This is a genomic window from Myxococcus sp. AS-1-15, from assembly GCF_020037055.1.
Classification (GTDB): Bacteria; Myxococcota; Myxococcia; order Myxococcales; family Myxococcaceae; genus Myxococcus; species Myxococcus fulvus.
On sequence record NZ_JAIQDF010000008.1, the window covers coordinates 203,858 to 219,763 of the forward strand.

Below are 15,906 nucleotides of genomic sequence, written 5' to 3' on the forward strand. Positions count from 1 at the left end.
CCAAGAGGAAGGACGCGCGTTTCTGTAGTAAGTCGCCCCTCCGGAACGAGAGATTGGCGGCGCGCTTTCGCCGCCGCGGCCACAAGCGAAGGAAGGGCAAACACATGCGGAAGATGTGTCTGGTTGCGATGATGCTGAGCCTGACGGCGTGCCAGCCGCAGGGTGCGAAGGACGGGGGCGCCACCGCCACGGCGACGGCGGGCGCGGCGGCCAACCCGCAGACCGAGGACCAGAAGACGCTGTACGCGCTCGGTCTGTCCATCGGCAAGAGCATCAGCGTGTTCGACATGACTCCGGAGGAGCTGGAGTACGTCAAGGCGGGCCTCAACGCCCAGGTGAAGGGCGACAAGCCCGCGGTGGAGCTGGAGACGTACGGGCCGAAGCTCCAGGAGCTGGCGCGCGCGCGCACCACCGCCAAGGCGGAGAAGGAGAAGGAGAAGTCCAAGCAGTTCCTGGACGAGGCCGCCAAGGAGTCCGGCGCCACCAAGACGGAGTCCGGCCTGGTGTTCAAGGACATCACCCCCGGCACCGGTGAGTCCCCGAAGGCCACGGACATCGTGAAGGTGCACTACAAGGGCACGCTGCCCAACGGCACCGAGTTCGACAGCTCCTACAAGCGTGGCGAGCCCACGCAGTTCCCGCTCCAGGGCGTCATCAAGTGCTGGACGGAGGGCGTGCAGAAGATGAAGGTCGGCGGCAAGGCCAAGCTGGTGTGCCCGTCCGACATCGCCTACGGCGACCGCGGCGCGCCCCCGAACATCCCGGGCGGCTCGGCGCTGGTGTTCGAGGTGGAGCTGCTGGAGATCGTCAAGCCGCCCGAGGCCCCCCCCGCTGGCGCGCCGGCCGCTCCCGCGACGCCTCCGTCCGCCGAGCAGAAGAAGTAGTCCCGCCCGCTCCAGTCATTGGAGCGTGGGCACATGGAGGGCTGGCGGGGATGCTCCCTGCCGGCCCTCTTCGTTTGCAGTCATGCGAGCGCCTCAGGGCGCGAAGGAGCGTTCATGCACCGTCACCTGCTGTGGTTGGGTGTGTTGTTGCTGGTCTCAGGCTGCACGCGGGGCAAGCCGGTGGAGGTGCGGCGCGAGCCCTCTCCCACGGGCGCGGTCTCCGAGGCGGAGTTCAAGGCCATGCACACCCTGCGCGACGACGCGCCGCCCGAGCTGAAGGGGCAGGAGGTGGAGGTGGCCGGGACGAAGATGTACCTGAGCCTGCCCGAGGGCGCGAAGGGGCCCCTGCCGGCGGTGCTGGTCCTCCATGAGTGGTGGGGGCTCAACTCGCACATCAAGCACTGGGCGGACCGGCTGGCGGCCAACGGCTACGCGGCGCTGGCGGTGGACCTGTATGGCGGCAAGGTGGCCACCACGTCCGAGGAGGCGCTGGCGCTGGTGAAGGCGGTGGACCACGCGCGCGCGGGGCAGACGCTGGTGGCGGCGCACAAGTTCCTCCAGGAGGACGCGCGGGTGAAGGCCACGCGCACGGGCAGCCTGGGGTGGTGCTTCGGCGGGAGCATGTCCCTGCGCACGGCGATGCTGGTGCCGGAGCTGGACGCGGCGGTGATTTATTACGGCAGCCCGGTGACGGACGTGAACGAGTTGTCGACCATCCGCGCGGCGGTGCTGGGCATCTTCGGGACGCGGGACGCGTCCATTCCGTTGGAGAAGGTGGCGGAGTTCCGCGCGGCGCTGGACCAGCTGGGGATTGCCCACCGCATCGTCGAGCTGGATGGGGAGCATGCGTTCGCGAACCCCTCGGGGGCGCGCTACGACGAGCAGTCGGCCGCCAGGGCGTGGGCGGAGACGTCGATGTTCCTGGAGCACCACCTGAAGCGCTGAGTGGGAGTGTCCAGCGGTCCACACGAGCGAGCCCGGACGCGACACGGTGTTGCGTCCGGGGCCCCGGGTCGGCTTGAACGCGCGCGCGTCAAATCATCGGAGGCGTGGCGTGCCGAGGCTGGGTGTGAGCGTGGTGGTGGTCCTGGGGCTGGTGCTCGTCGGGAGCGGGGCCTGGGCGTCCCGGGCGACGGTCCCCGTCGAGGGGGTCTGGCGTCGGCCGGACGGAGGGCTGGTGCGGGTGGCGGGGGAGGGCACGGCCCCGTTCCTGATGGACTTCGCCTCGCGGCGGCGCTGGCGGTTGGAGCCGAGGGAGCCCGGGGTGTGGGCGCTCGCGGGAAGCCGTCCGGAGGCGCGCGTCACGTGGCGATCGCCGGAGCTGGTGCTCACGGGGGTGAGCGCGGAGCCGATGTCGCTCGCGCCGGTGCCGGTGCGCACCGAGGCGGTGACGGTGTCCGTGGAGGGCGCGGAGCTGCCGGCGACCCTGTGGCTGCCGGGGACGGGAGTGCCCAGGAACGCGGTGGTGCTGCTGCACGACGTGGGGCGGGGCTCTCGCGCGGCGCTGGAGCCCTATCCGGCGCTGCTGGTGGAGCATGGATTCGCGGTGCTCACCTACGACGCACGTGGGACGGGGCTTGGCGCGCAGGGTCGTGATGGCCGCGCCACCGATGCCACACGCGAGAGCGCGAGTGCCACGGGAGCAGGGCCGGCTCGAGGTGATGTCGGCCGAGCCACCGATGCCACACGCGCGCCGGGGCTGAAGACGCAGGGCGATGACAAGCGCACCACCGATGCCGCTCTCCAGCCGGGACTGAAGAGGCCGGGCGATGACGGCCGCATTGCCGAAGACGCTCTCCAGCCGGGGCTGAAGGCGCAGGGGGATGACGGCCTCGCGGCGGTGCGGCTGCTGCGGCAGCGGCTGGGCCCCTCGGTTCGGGTAGGGCTGATGGGCTTCGGGCAAGGCGCGTGGACCGCGGTGAACGCGTCGGCGCGCGCGCCGCAGGAGGTGGGCTTCCTCATCCTCATCTCGGGCGGAGCCGGCGCGGTGTGGAAGCAGGAGCAGCACCGCATGCGCAACGAGGGCCGCAAGCGCGGCCTCACCGGGCCGGAGCTGGTGGACCTGAACGAGTTCCTCGAGGTGCTCCACGACGCGCGCCTGTACGAGGACGGCGGTGAGGCCCGTGCACGCAAGACGCTCGACTTCCACTTCCAGCGCGCGAAGCGCAAGCGCTGGCTCGCGGTGACGCCGCTGTCGTCACTCGGAGACGTGACGGTGGAGCGCTTCCTGGAGCGCCAGCGTCCGCTGTGGCACGACGTGCTGTCCTACGACGCGGCCGAGGACCTGCCACGCGTGCGAGGCCCCGTGCTCGCGCTGCTGGGCGAGCGCGACGAGACGACCCCCGCCGCGCTCACGGCGCGAGCGCTCAACCAGGGGCTGTCGAAGCGCGCCGGTGCGAACGACCGCGCACAAGTGAAGGTCATCGAAGGCGCGGACCACGCTCTCGCCGTGGTCACGCGTGAGTCGCCCGCCGTGGAGACGCTGTCCCGGCAGGCGCTGGACACCCTCTCCGCATGGCTGCGCGCCCTGGCATCTCAGTAGGGCTTCTGTCCCGTGTAGTTCCCCGGCGGCGCGTAGTTGCAGACCCAGTACTGCCACGTGGGGAACCTGCTGCCGAACGGCGAGTTCTCCGTGCAAGTCACGGTGGCGCAGCCCACGCGCTTCGTGTCGCGCCACACCACCTGCGTGTAGTGGCCGCACTGCTTGCCCGACGCGCACGAGTTGTTGGCGTAGTTGTAGTCGACGGCCTCATCGCTCCAGCCCTTCACCACCTCCAGCGTGGACATGGAGTTGGGCGTGGCCGCGGTGATGTTCTCACCGTAGGGGCCGCGGTTGGGGTTGTGCCCCCACTGGCACTTCGCCGCCCACGCCTTCGCCACGTCCTCCGCGCCCGTGTCCCAGCCGAGCGGCTCCAGCGCGGGGCTCGGCGTGGGCCTGGCGGAGGCCCGCGTGGCGTTGTGCCCCGTCAGCATGTCCTGAGCGAACTGCGACAGCGACCCGGAGCCCGAGTCGGGCGTACCGGAGTCCGGGCTGCCCGAGCCCCCTCCATCCGGAGTCCCCGCATCACCCGAAGGCGTGTCGTCATCGTTGTCATCATCGGAGCCGCAGCCGGTGGTGAGGCAGGGCACGAGCAGACCGAGGGCCAGCAGACGTCGGACGGAGGAGCGGTTCATCCCGCGATTATCGACGGCGCCACGAGCCTCCGGAAGGTGTACGCACCCACGTACCCTCCCGCGGCGACACCGCGTCTCAGTAGGGCCGCTGTCCCACGAAATTTCCGGGCGGCGCGTAGTTGCAGACCCACAGCTGCCACGTGGGGAAGTCGGCCCCGAAGGGCGAGTTCTTCTTGCACGTCACGGTGGCGCAGCCCACGGCCGTCGTCTTGCGCCACACCACCTGCGTGTAGTGCCCGCACACCTTGCCCTTCTTGCACGTGTTGCGAGCGTGGTCGTAATCGGAGACCTCGTCCGCCCAGCTCTTCACCACCTGTGGCGTGGTCCACGCATCCGGCGTGGCGGCGGCCAGGTTCTCGCCGTACTCACCCCGCTCCGGGTTGTGCTCGAACTTGCAGGCCCTGGCCCAGGAGGCGGCCTGGCGAGCGGCCTCGTCGGACCAGACGAGCGGCGGCAGCGCGGGCTTCGGCGTGGGCCGCGCCTGGGCGCGCGCCTGGTTGTGGGCCTCCACCATGTCGCGCGCGAAGTCCTTCGCCGTGGGCTGCGCGGGCCGGGTCTGCGGAGCGCTCCGGGTCTGCTGTCCCCGGGGCGCGCTGGCGGAGGCCCGCTGGGACGGCGCGGCCTTGCGCGCGCTGGACTTCGAGGCCGACGCGCAGCCGGGAGGAAACACGAGCAGGAGCAGGACGACTGCGCGGAGCACGGAAGACGGACGCATGCCGAGGATGATGCGTCAGGACGTCCGTCCATGCATGGTGACGTTTTGCGTCCATGCCGCGAGGTCGGGCGCTACCCCCCGAATCCCGGCAATTCTCCCGTACCGTCCGAGCCAAAAGTCGTGATTCCTGGGACGCCCATGGCCCGCATCATGGAGATGTAGAGGTTGGCGATGGGCAGGCCCGTCGCGCGCAGGTGTCGGTTGGTGCCCACCGCGCCGCCACACCGGCCGGCGATGAGCACGGGCAGGTTGCGATGGATGTGCCCGTTGCCGTCCTCCAGCTCGCTCGTGAAGTAGACCATCGAGCTGTCGAGCAGCGACGCGCCGCTGGCATCCCGGCTCTCCTTCAACCGGCGCACGAGGTAGGCGTACTGCTCCACCTCCCACCGGTCGATGCGTGAGAGCGCGTCGAAGTTGGCCGGGACGAACTGGTGGTGCGAGTACGCATGGTGTCCGCCGCTGAGCCCGAGGAAGCCGTACACCTTGTTGCTGCGCGCGTTGGCGAGCATGAAGGTCGCCACGCGGGTGAGGTCGCATTGGAAGGAGAGGACGATGAGGTCCATCATCGCCTTCGTCTTGGCGCGAGGGTCCTCGTTGTCGACGGGCGACACCTGGGCGCCGCACACGGGCACCTGTTGCCCCAGGACCTCCAGCTGCTTCTCCAAATCTCGCACGCTGGTGAAGTACTCCTCCAGCTTGCGCTGGTCCGTCACGCCGAGCTGCTTCTGGAGCGACGTGGCGTCCTCGCGCACGAAGTCGATGATGCTCAGGCCATAGGCGCGGCGCTTCTCCACCTGGGCCTGGGTGGAGCCGGGGTCCATGCCGCCGAAGAGCCGGTCGAAGACGGCCTTGGGGCGCACCTCCTTGGCCATGGGCGTGCGAGGCCCGGCCCAGGAGATGTTGTTGGCATAGGGGCACGCATAGCCGGAGTCACAGTTGCCGATGCCGCGCCCCGCGTCGTTGCCCAGCTCCAGCGAGGCGAAGCGCGTGGCCTTCCGCTGGGCCAGGTGTCGGGCGATGACCTGGTCCATGGAGATGCCCGCGCGGAAGTCGGTGCCCTCCGTCTTGACGGCCTTCATGCAGGACAAGAGCGCGGCGGTGCCCGCGGCGTGGTGGCCGTCGCCGTCGGGCCTGCCCGCGTCGTTGGTGAGCCCGCTGATGACGAGCACGTCGCTCTTCACCGTCGCCAGGGGTTGGAGCGTGGGCGTCAGCTCCCAGGCGGCGCCCGTGCCGGCGGGCAGCCACTTCTGCATGTGGATGCCATTGGGCACGTAGAAGACGGCCAGGCGGCGAGGGGCCAGGGGCGCCTCGGCGGCGTGGGCGGTGGAGACCATGCGCTCGAGCAACGGGAGCGCCATCAGCGCGCCCGTGCCTCGCAGGAAGGTTCGACGGGAGAGTGGCCGCTTGTGGCTCATGGCGTCTGGGCCTCCGTGTCGCCGCGCCGGGAGGTGAACGAGTCACTGAGGACGATGGCGAGGATGTAGTCGACGAGCCGCCCGCCGCTGGCCTCCGCGGAGGCGGAGATTTCGCGCACCACGCACGCGTCGGCCTCGGACATGCCCCGGCCGAGCGCGTACGTGAGCAGGTGCTCGGTGATGCACGCGGGCAGCTTCGGGTCCTCCTTGACGAAGCGCCGCATGTCCGCGCCACCGTTGAGCACGGCGCCGTCGGGCAGGTCCCCCGTGGCGTCCACCGGCGCGCCGCTGACCTCGTTGAGCCGCCAGCGGCCGATGGGGTCGTAGTTCTCCAGCGCGAGCCCCAGCGGGTCCATCATCCGGTGACAGCCCTGGCACTGCGGCAGGCTGCGGTGCAGCGCCATGCGCTCCTTCATCGTCATGAGCGGATTGACCGGAGGCGGCAGTCCCTCGACGTTCGGCGGCGGCGGCGGCGGCGCGGAGCACAGCAGCTGCTCGAGCACCCACACCCCGCGCTGCACGGGCGAGGTGCGGTCCGGATTGGAGGTGACGGTGAGCAGCGAGCCGTGGCCGAAGATGCCCTGGCGCTCGGGGTGCGCGGACAGGTCCACGCGCTTCGGCGTGGCGCTGCCGGGCAGCGGCAGTCCGTAGTGCGCGGCGAGCGCGTCGTTGACGTAGGTGAACGGCGCGTCGAGCAGGTCGCGCAGCTTGTGGTCACCGGTGAGGAACTCCTGGAAGACGAGCTCCGTCTCCTGGCGCATGGCCTGGCGCAGGTCCTCGTTGAAGGTGCCGTAGAGCATCGGGTCCGGCTCGGCGGAGGCGAGCGCGCGGGTGAAGAGCCACTGTCCGGCGAAGTTGCTCACCAGGGCCTGGGCCTTGGGGTCCGCGAGCATGCGGCGCACCTGGGCCTCCAGCTGCTCGGGCGTGGAGAGCTGTCCCTGCTCCGCGGCCTGGAGGAGCGCCTCGTCGGGCATGCTGCTCCAGAGGAAGTAGGACAGGCGGCTCGCCAGCTCGAAGGCGTCCAGCCGATGGGGCGAGAGGGACGTGGCCTGCGGGTCCTTCTCCACGCGGAAGAGGAAGTGGGGCGAGACGAGCACCGTGCGCAGGGCGAGCTTCACGCCGGCCTCGGGCGGGTCTCCGTGTCGCTTCGCGAGCGTGAGCGCGCCGAGCAGCCGGTCCACCTCCTCGGGTGTCACGGGGCGGCGCCAGGCGCGGCGGGCGAAGCGCGAGAGGATGTCGCGTGCGCAGGGCTCTGGGTTCGTGGCGTCCAGGGTGCAGGTGCGCACGGTGCCCTGGGCCCAGGCGTTCTCCACGAGCTTCTCCGCCGCGGTGGCGTACTTCTCCAGCAGCAGGGGCGAGAGGCTGAGGACGTCGGCGTTGTTGTCGAAGCCGTAGCCGTGGTCATCGGCGGGGAAGTCGCGCGCGGGGCGGGTGGTGTCGCCGAGCAGGTCCCTCACGGTGGCGTCGTACTCGGCGCGGTTGAGGCGGTGCAGGGTGACGCGGCCCGGGTCCGCGGAGGTGTTCTCGCAGCCCTCGGCGTGGGTGGGCGGCGGCTCGGGGAGGACGCGGGCCTTGGGCAGCGAGTCTCCCTTGCAGGCGGCGAGCAGCAGGAGGAGGCCCGTGCTCGCGCGGGCGCGCCAGGGGCGTCGCCTCCGTTCGTGAAACCTGGAAGTCACTGCACCTTCCCCCTTTCACCGAGCCGCCCGAGGCGGAGTTCGGTGAGGGCCGAAGCAAATCCCTCTCCAGCGCGAGGCGGTGGGCGGTGAACGCGGGGGCCGTCCCGAGGGGAGGGTGAGGGGGTGGGCAGTGCCCTGCCATGGGTCGGAGGAGGGCGGTCGAGGGGAAGCGGGGTGCCGTTGGTGGGCGTGCGGGAGGGTGGTGGAGGGAGCAGGTTGAGGTGGAGGGGCATGGATGCCGCCCCGGGCGTTCCGGTAGAGGAGAGGCGCCATGACTTCACCGCGTGTCGATGCCGTCGCCGATGACTTCCTGTTGCTGGTGGAGGTGTTGCCGGAGGGGCTGCGGACGGTGGTGGGGGCGCTTGCTCCCTCGGAGGTGTTGGAGGTGGTGTTGGACCTGGGGCGGGTGCCGGAGGCGCGGCTGGTGGACCGGGTGGTGCGGCTGCGCGAGACGCCGGTGGGGGTGGAGGACCTGCGTCAGGTGATGGAGCGGGTGGGGGCGCCGGGGGAGGACAACCGCGCGGGCATCGAGCGGACGTTGCATCGGGTGTCGGCCATCCGGAACCGGCGGGGGCAGGTGGTGGGGCTGACGCTGCGGGTGGGGCGGGCGGTGTTCGGGACCATCGACATGTTGAAGGACCTCATCGGCTCGGGGCGCAACCTGCTGTTGTTGGGGCGGCCCGGGGTGGGGAAGACGACGAAGCTGCGCGAGGTGGCGCGCGTGCTCGCGGATGACCTGGGCAAGCGGGTGATGGTGGTGGACACGTCCAACGAGATTGGTGGGGACGGGGACGTGCCGCATCCGGGGATTGGTGGGGCGCGGCGGATGCAGGTGTCGCGGCCGGACCGGCAGCACGACGTGATGATCGAAGCGGTGGAGAACCACATGCCCGAGGTCATCATCGTGGATGAAATCGGGACCTCGGCGGAGGCGTCGGCGGCGCGGACGATTGCCGAGCGGGGCGTGCAGTTGGTGGCGACGGCGCACGGCAACACGCTGGAGAACCTGGTGTTGAACCCGACGCTGTCGGACCTGGTAGGTGGGGTGCAGACGGTGACGCTGAGCGACGACGAGGCCCGGCGCAGGCGCACGCAGAAGACGGTGAGTGAGCGCAAGTCGCCGCCCACGTTCGACATCGTGGTGGAGATGGTGGGCCGTGACGAGGTGCGTGTGCACGGCGACACGGCGGAGGCGGTGGACCGGCTGCTGGCCGGCAAGGACGTCGGCGGCGAGCGACGAAGGCAGGACGCGCAGTCGGGGCGCGTGGAGGTGGAGCCCGCGAGGCAGGTCACGGTGGCTCCGGAAGGAAGAGCCGCGTCGAGCACGGAAGAGGAACCCGAGGGACCGGCATCCGAGGGCGTCTCTGTGTCAGGTGAGACGCCCGAGCACGGGGGGCCCTTCACTCCGCCACCTGACGAACTGCCGGCACCGAGTCCGGAGCCGCGCGCGCCGGAGCCCGCGAGCCCCAGGCAGACGCGGTTCTCCTCGCGGTTCGTCGACGAGCACCAAGAGGAAGGGGCCGCGCCGGCGGCCCGCCCCACGCGCATCTATCCGCACGGCGTGGGCCGCGAGCTGTTGCAGCGGGTGCTGCGCGAGATTCCGGTGGAGGTGCGACTGGTCAGCCGGCTGGAGTCGGCGGACCTCGTCGTCACGCTGCGCTCGAACGCGAACGACCCGAGGATGCGTCGGGTGGTGGCGAAGACCGGCGCGCGGGTGGAGTCCGTGAAGCGCAGCAGCTCCGCGGAGCTGCGTCGGATGTTGAAGGGCTTCTTCAACGTGCTGGAGGGCGTGGACGCGGAGGAGGTCCGCGAGGCGGTGGCCGAGGCCGAGGCCGCCGTCCAGCGCGCCCTGCGCGAGGGCGTCCTGGTGGAGCTCGCACCGCGCCAGCCCCGCGTGCGCAAGCTCCAGCATCGTCTGGTGAGCCGCTACCGCCTGGAGGCGGTGAGCCACGGCAGCGAGCCCTCCAGGCATCTGGTCATCTACCCGCTGGGCGCGGAGCTCGACGCCGCGCTCGCGGAGGAGACGGAAGGCGGCGCGTGAGCGCTCAGCGTCCGTCCCAGAAGACCCGGTCGCCGTACTCCCAATCGAACGGCACGCCCGTCTCACCCAGCACGAAGCGCACCAGCTGGGGGAAGGCGTTCTCGGCGCGCACGTCGTTGGCGAGAATCAGCACACAGCGGCGCGCGCCGGGCAGACACACGAGCGTGTTGCCGGTGCTGTCATTGTGCCCGCCCTTGTAGAAGCCGCGCCCCTGCGGCCCCTCGAACAGCACCACGCCGAGCCCCGCGGCCAGGTCCTTGCGGCGCTGCTCCACGGGCAGCTCGGCCTGGAGCGAGGGGAACTGGCTCTTGGTGGTGATGGCGAGCTGCGGCGAGGTCAGCTCGGCGAAGGACTGTGACGACAAGCCCTCACCGCGCACCAGCGCCGCGGCGAAGCGCGCCAGGTCATCGATGGTCGTGTCCATGGAGCCCGCGGCGCGCACGGTGCTGCGCTCGTCGTGCGGCTCCACCGCGCCCTCCATCGTCCACCCGTCCGCGAGGTTCTTCGCGAAGTCCGGTCTCCACACCATGCTGGTGTTGACCATGCCGAAGCGGTCGAACACGCGCTTCTGCATCTCCGCGCCCAGGTCCAGTCCGAGTCCCCGCTCCAGCACGAACTGCAACAGGATGAGCCCATCCCCCGAGTACGCATACCGGCTGCCCGGGTCGAAGTGGAAGCGCAGCCGCTGGTCGGGCTCGAGGAAGCCGAAGTTGGCGAAGCCCACGCTGTGGGTGAGCGGGTGGCGCGGCGTGATTCGCTTCCAGCGCTCGTCATCGGCCAGGTGCGACCACGTCGAGTAGCGCTGCTCGTCCGGGTACTCCGGGAGCGGCTTGTCGAGGTAGCGCGAGATGGGCGTGTCGAGCTGGAGCTTCTTCTCGTCCACCAGCTGCAACACCGTATAGGCGAAGACCGTCTTGGTGATGGATGCGCCATACATCACGGTGTCCGTCTGGAGCGGCTCGCCCTGGGCGTTGCGAGCGCCGTAGGCCCGCGTCACCACCACGCGCCCGTCGTCAATCACCGCGATGGCCAGCCCCTTGGCGCCCGTCGCCGCCATGGCGCGAGCGACCTCGGCATCCAGCGCGGCCGTGTCAGGAAGGGAAGGAGGCGCCTGACGTGAAGCGGACGTCGTGGCACAGCCGCTGGTGACGAACAGACCCAGGACACACGCATGCAGCAGTTTCATCGAGATGAGCTCCGGACCGAGGCGTCTCCGCCCTCGAAGTCGAGGCTCAATCTACCGGCGCCACCGGGCTCCTTCAATTGTTCCGAGGAGACTTCGGTAACCCGATTACCAAGACATGCGGTTCATCCCCGAGGGGCTGTCACCTGTCGGCATCCAAAGGTCTTGAGGTCTTCCGTCACCGTGTAGCACTCTTGTCCCTGTGGGCAGAGTTGCTCGCCGAAGTCGCAGGCTCGGTAGCAGACACTACGGCCTTGGCTGCCGGCACCACAGACGGACCCAGGGGGACAGCTGTGGGCCTTGAAGGGACTGCAGCTCTTGCGACACTCGAAGATGGCGACCTCGAGACGCGCGTCGACCTCACAGATCTCACCCTCCGCGCACCCCGTATCCAGGCAGTTTCTTCCGATGCGGGTGAAGCATGCCGGCGCGGCGTCGAGTTCGAGGCACTCCTGGCCCTGCGGGCATTGCCCTTCACGACATGACGGCATGCAGCCAGGGCCACCCGGTGTTGCGACGCAGCGCTGCCCCGAGGGGCAGCTCCCCAAGGTGTTCAGTTCACAAGGGCGTCCGCACTTGCCCTGGACACAGCGCAGCCCCCTGTCGCACATCTGGGAGAGGTCACTCGACAGGTGGTGACACGCCTCGCCCTCCTTGCGCGTGCCGGAGGACATGCAGCGATGGATGGGCGCTCCAGAAGAGACGTTGCTGGCAAGCCGGCAGACCTCTTCCTGGGCACAATCCTCATCGCGCGCGCAGTTGGAGGACTGACAGCTCATGATGCTGTCGCGAGGTTCGAACACGCAGCCTTGCCCCGTGGGGCAGTCAGAGCTGTTGGCGCAGCGCCGTGATTCGGTGGCCAGCGCGGCGTCTTCCGCTTGCTGGTCGGGGCCGAGAAGGCTGTCCGCGCCTGGCGTGGAGGAGGGCTCGGACGGACGAGGGGCTGACACCTGCTGGGTCGCTGGAATCGCGCTGACGGTCGCCGAGGATGCTTGTCGCCGCGCGTCTCGCACCGCCCCTTTCTCGGCATGGAGAGGTGGCTTCGGGCCGAACGGCACAGACGGTGTTGGCTCTGAGGTTGAAGATGCAGCTGTGGCAGGGCTCTCGATGTGGGGAACACCGAATCGCCAGTTCGTGGCAAAGCCGGCAACGATGGTGATGCCAACCACGCACAATGTCAGGCGTACCATCGTTGCCTTCATGATTCAGTGGATTCCTTGCTTACGGCGTGCCGCCATCAGGAGTGACGATCTTGCGGCAGGTGCAGTGCAGGCCCGTGCCGTTCTGGTAATCCACGCAGTAGACTTGGTAACCAGCCGGGCACGTGAAGTGATAGGTGGGGTCACTGCCGCCGCCCCCTCCCGTGCCTGTCCCGCCGCCCCCGCTCCCTCCGCCGGAGCCACCCCCGCCAGGGTTGCCGTTGTTGGCGCACCCTTGCTCAAGGAACTCACAATGCATTGCATCCGCAGGTGCGCTCGTCAGCGAGACTGCGATGGGAAGCAGCCCCAACGCAGCCGCCATGAGCGACGCCGCGACGTGCGACTTGATTTGACGCATATGTCCCCCTCTTCATTGCCCCAGGATGGGCGGGCGAAGGGTACATCTGCGTTGATGATGTCTGCAATTGATTTGTTGTGAGGCTTCAGGGTGGGGAAGGTGTCAACCCATTGGATGGGGAGCCCATGGTGACACGGGCTCCCCGGGGGATGCGTGTTACTTCCCGGCGTCGACGTAGGCGCGGTACGCCTCGAAGCCGTAGTCACGGCCGAGGAAGTCCTTCACCAGCTCGGCGGCGGGCTTGGCGCCGCCCGGCTCCAGCACGGTGCGGCGGTACTTCATCGCCGTCTCGCGGTCCAGGTAGCCCTTCTTCTGGAACTCCGTCTCCAGGTCCTTCGCGATGACGGAGGACCACAGGTACGTGTAGTACGCGGCCGAGTACCCATCCAGGTGGCCGAACGCGAGCTCGAAGTGCGTGCCCGGGCGGTGCTCGTGCTTGAACGGGCTGAGCTTCGTCTGCTGCTCCACCAGCGCCGCGGTGGTGTCGAAGCCCGGCTTGCGCGAGTAGTAGTCCAGGCTCACCGCGGACAGGAACAGCTGCCGCCGCGCCCACAGGCCCTTGCCGAACTCCTTCGACGCGCGCAGCTTCTCGACCATCTCCGCGGGAATCGCGGCCTCCGTCTCGTGGTGCTTGGCGAACTCCTTGAGCACCTCGGGGTTGCCCGCCCACTGCTGGAGGAGCATCGACGGCGTCTCGACGAAGTCCCACTCGGTGCGGATGCCGGAGATGCCGCTCCACTGCTGCTTGCCGGAGAACACCGCGTGCAGCAGGTGGCCGAACTCGTGGAAGAACGTCTCCACCTCGTCGTGCGTCATCAGCTCGCCGGGGCGCGCGAAGTTGCACACCAGGGTGCCCTCGGGGAGCCGCTTGCCGGCCTGGCCCTGCGCCAGGTCGAACTGGGCCGCGTGCTTGTACTTGTCGTCACGCGGGTGCATGTCCAGGTAGATGCGGCCCAGCAGCGTGCCGTTGTCGAGCACGTCGTAGGCCTCCACCTCCGGGTGCCACACCTTGGCGTCCGCCGCGCGCTGGTAGGTGATGCCCCAGATGCGCGAGGTGATGTCCATCACGCCCGCCTTCACCCGGCTGTACTCCAGATACGGGCGCACCTGCTGCGAGTCGAACCCGAAGCGCTCCGCGCGCAGCCGGTCCTCGTAGTAGTCCTGGTCCCAGGGCTCGAGCGTCTTGGCGCTCGGGACGTCCTTCTTCTTGCGCGCCAGCAGGTCCGCGAACTCCTGCTTCGCTCTCGCCTGGGTGGCGTCCGCCAGCCGGTCGATGAACTCCGACGCGGCCTTTTGCGTGCGGGTCATCTTGGTCTCGGTGGTGTACGCGGCCCAGGACTCGTAGCCCAGGAGCGTGGCCAGCTCGTGGCGCTTGGCGATGAGCTGCTGGAGCACCTCCTGGTTCGCCGGGAAGGCGCGCTGGCGGTAGGTGCGCCAGAGCTTCTCGCGCGCCTTGCCGTCCTTCGCGTACGTCATGAACGGGAAGTAGTCGGGGTAGTTGGTGGTGATGACCACCTTGCCGTCCTTCCCGGCCGGGTGGGACTTCACGTAGTCCTCGGGCAGCCCGGCGAGCTCCTTGGGCGTGAGGGACACCTGGCGCACGCCCTCGGCGATGTTCTTGCCGAACTGCTGGCCCAGCTTGAGCAGCTCCTCGTTGAGCGACTTCACCTTCGCGCGCGTGGCGTCATCGCGGTCCACGCCGGCGCGGCGGAAGTCGAGCAGCGTGCGCTCCATCCAGTACTTCGTCGGCCCGTCCGCCTGGGACAGGTCCACCGCGGACAGCGCGTCATAGACGCCGCGGTCCTGGGAGATCTCCACGTTGAGGGCGTCCACGCGCTGCTCGCACTCGCGGGCGGCGTCGCGGAAGGCGGGCAGCGGGTGGACCTCGCGCGCGAGGCTGGAGCGGTTCGCGGCGGCGATGAGCGAGCCCGTCGCCTCGTCATACGCGGCGAGCACGGCCTGGGCGTCCTTGCGCGCGTCCAGCTTCTTGAGCGCGGTGATTTGGGCCTGGGCGCGCTCGAGGTCGGCGGTGCAGGCGGCGGTGAAGGCCTCGGCGGTGCCGGCGAGCACGTCCGACGTCCGGGGCGCGGGCAGCGGCGCCGGGGTCTTCTCCGGAGCCGGCGTGGCGGGCGCGGTGGCCTGCTCAGGCGGGGTGGTCGGCTCGGTGGCCGCGGTGCCATGCGTGCAGCCGGCCGCCGCCAGGGCCGCCGACAGGGTGAGCGCAGTCAGTCTCTTCAAGGCAGATTCCTCCGGGATTCCAACACAAACGCCCGAGCGTCATGCCACATCCCGGCCTGCCGTGCTCGCCCGTCGCCCGGGCCTGCTGACATTCTCGGACGACCTTCCAACACAAGGAGGCCGCGGTGAGGGATGAGGACTGCATCGAGCTGATGCGCTGGGCGGGCCCGCGTCTTCGCCTGCGGCTCGAGGGTTTCCGCCGGGTGCGAGGGCAGGTGTGCAAGCGCATCGGCCGCAGGCTCGCGGCGTTGGGGCTCACGAGCGTGGCCGAGTACCGCGCCCGGCTGGAGTCCGACGCGGACGAGTGGGCCGTGCTGGACGCGCTCTGCCGCGTCACCGTCTCGCGTTTCTACCGCGACGCCGAGGTCTTCGATGTGCTGCGGGACACGCTGCTCCCCGCGCTGCTCGGGTCCACCTCCGTGCTGCGCGTGTGGAGCGCGGGCTGCGCTTCGGGGGAGGAGCCCTACACGATGAGCGTGCTCTTCCGGCTCGGGCTGTCACCACGCTTCCCGGAGGCACGATTGGAGTTGCTCGCCACGGAGGCCGACACGGTGCTGCTCGCGCGTGCGAGCCGGGGTTGTTATCCGCGCGGCTCGCTCCGGGAACTGCCGCGCGCGTGGGCCGCGGAGGCGTTCCCCGGTACCGACGCGGAGGCTTGTCTCGCACCCGCGTTCCGCGAGGGGCTCACCTTCGTCCAGCAGGACTTGCGGGCCCGCATGCCGGAGGGTCCCTTTCACCTCGTCCTGTGTCGCAACGTGGCCTTCACCTACTTCGCGCCGGCGCTTCAGCGAGAGGTGCTCGCGGGGCTCGTGGCGCGGCTCGCGCCGGGAGGGCTGCTCGTCACGGGCGTGGGGGAGTCGGTTCCGGAGGACGGCGCGATGCTGGAGCGCGTTGCGGGCTCACTGCCCATCTTCCGTCGTGTTGAACAGTGAAGCCGGGTCGGTGCACACCCGTGAGACATGCGAGATGTTTCACGCGTGAGATGTGACGCACCCGGCCTTGAGTGAGTCGTGAGCGCCCGGT

The 15,906-nt window shown here is 69.8% G+C and carries 11 protein-coding genes; 5 read left to right on the top strand and 6 right to left on the bottom strand.

Annotated features, from left to right (window positions below; all coding sequences use genetic code 11):
* Nucleotides 1–104 precede the first annotated feature (104 nt).
* The 3 genes from K8625_RS22440 (at nt 105) to K8625_RS22450 (ending at nt 3,426) form a co-directional block, all read left to right on the top strand.
* Nucleotides 105–884 carry an FKBP-type peptidyl-prolyl cis-trans isomerase gene (locus K8625_RS22440; protein WP_223750374.1) on the top strand — a complete coding sequence of 260 codons (780 nt, stop codon included), beginning with the start codon at nt 105–107 and terminating at the stop codon, nt 882–884.
* A 114-nt stretch (nt 885–998) separates the two neighbouring features.
* The gene (locus K8625_RS22445; protein ID WP_223783843.1) at nt 999–1,829 is read left to right on the top strand and encodes a dienelactone hydrolase family protein; all 831 of its coding nucleotides are present in this window, start codon (nt 999–1,001) and stop codon (nt 1,827–1,829) included.
* A gap of 109 nt (nt 1,830–1,938) precedes the next feature.
* Entirely contained in the window at nt 1,939–3,426 is a 1,488-nt protein-coding gene (locus tag K8625_RS22450) for an alpha/beta hydrolase (RefSeq protein WP_223783844.1), read from the top strand.
* Here the strand turns inward: K8625_RS22450 and K8625_RS22455 are convergent.
* The 4 genes from K8625_RS22455 to K8625_RS22470 all read right to left on the bottom strand — a co-directional run bounded on the left by K8625_RS22455 (nt 3,420) and on the right by K8625_RS22470 (nt 7,864).
* Nucleotides 3,420–4,058 carry a CAP domain-containing protein gene (locus K8625_RS22455; RefSeq protein ID WP_223783845.1) on the bottom strand — a complete coding sequence of 213 codons (639 nt, stop codon included), beginning with the start codon at nt 4,056–4,058 and terminating at the stop codon, nt 3,420–3,422. The genes K8625_RS22450 and K8625_RS22455 overlap by 7 nt on opposite strands.
* A 76-nt stretch (nt 4,059–4,134) precedes the next feature.
* Complete coding sequence (locus K8625_RS22460; RefSeq protein WP_223783846.1) at nt 4,135–4,773, bottom strand: CAP domain-containing protein; 639 nt, start codon at nt 4,771–4,773, stop codon at nt 4,135–4,137.
* Nucleotides 4,774–4,844: 71 nt separating this feature from the next.
* The gene (locus tag K8625_RS22465) at nt 4,845–6,188 is read right to left on the bottom strand and encodes a DUF1552 domain-containing protein (protein WP_223783847.1); all 1,344 of its coding nucleotides are present in this window, start codon (nt 6,186–6,188) and stop codon (nt 4,845–4,847) included.
* Nucleotides 6,185–7,864 (bottom strand): DUF1592 domain-containing protein, encoded by a 1,680-nt coding sequence (locus K8625_RS22470; RefSeq protein WP_223750368.1) that lies wholly within the window; start codon nt 7,862–7,864, stop codon nt 6,185–6,187. The genes K8625_RS22465 and K8625_RS22470 overlap by 4 nt, the downstream gene beginning before the upstream one ends.
* A gap of 271 nt (nt 7,865–8,135) precedes the next feature.
* Between K8625_RS22470 and K8625_RS22475 the strand changes: the two genes are divergently transcribed.
* A complete protein-coding gene (locus K8625_RS22475; protein WP_223783848.1) occupies nt 8,136–9,905 on the top strand; it encodes a R3H domain-containing nucleic acid-binding protein in 1,770 nt (589 codons plus the stop codon).
* A gap of 4 nt (nt 9,906–9,909) precedes the next feature.
* Here K8625_RS22475 and K8625_RS22480 read toward each other — a convergent pair whose 3' ends face one another.
* Nucleotides 9,910–11,091 carry a serine hydrolase gene (locus tag K8625_RS22480; protein ID WP_223783849.1) on the bottom strand — a complete coding sequence of 394 codons (1,182 nt, stop codon included), beginning with the start codon at nt 11,089–11,091 and terminating at the stop codon, nt 9,910–9,912.
* Nucleotides 11,092–12,801: 1,710 nt separating this feature from the next.
* Complete coding sequence (locus K8625_RS22485; RefSeq protein WP_223783850.1) at nt 12,802–14,883, bottom strand: M3 family metallopeptidase; 2,082 nt, start codon at nt 14,881–14,883, stop codon at nt 12,802–12,804.
* Between the two features lie 125 nt (nt 14,884–15,008).
* Here K8625_RS22485 and K8625_RS22490 point away from each other — a divergent pair, with 125 nt between their 5' ends.
* Nucleotides 15,009–15,815, top strand: coding sequence for a CheR family methyltransferase (locus K8625_RS22490; RefSeq protein WP_223783851.1), 807 nt, complete (start codon nt 15,009–15,011; stop codon nt 15,813–15,815).
* The last annotated feature ends 91 nt before the right edge of the window (nt 15,816–15,906 follow it).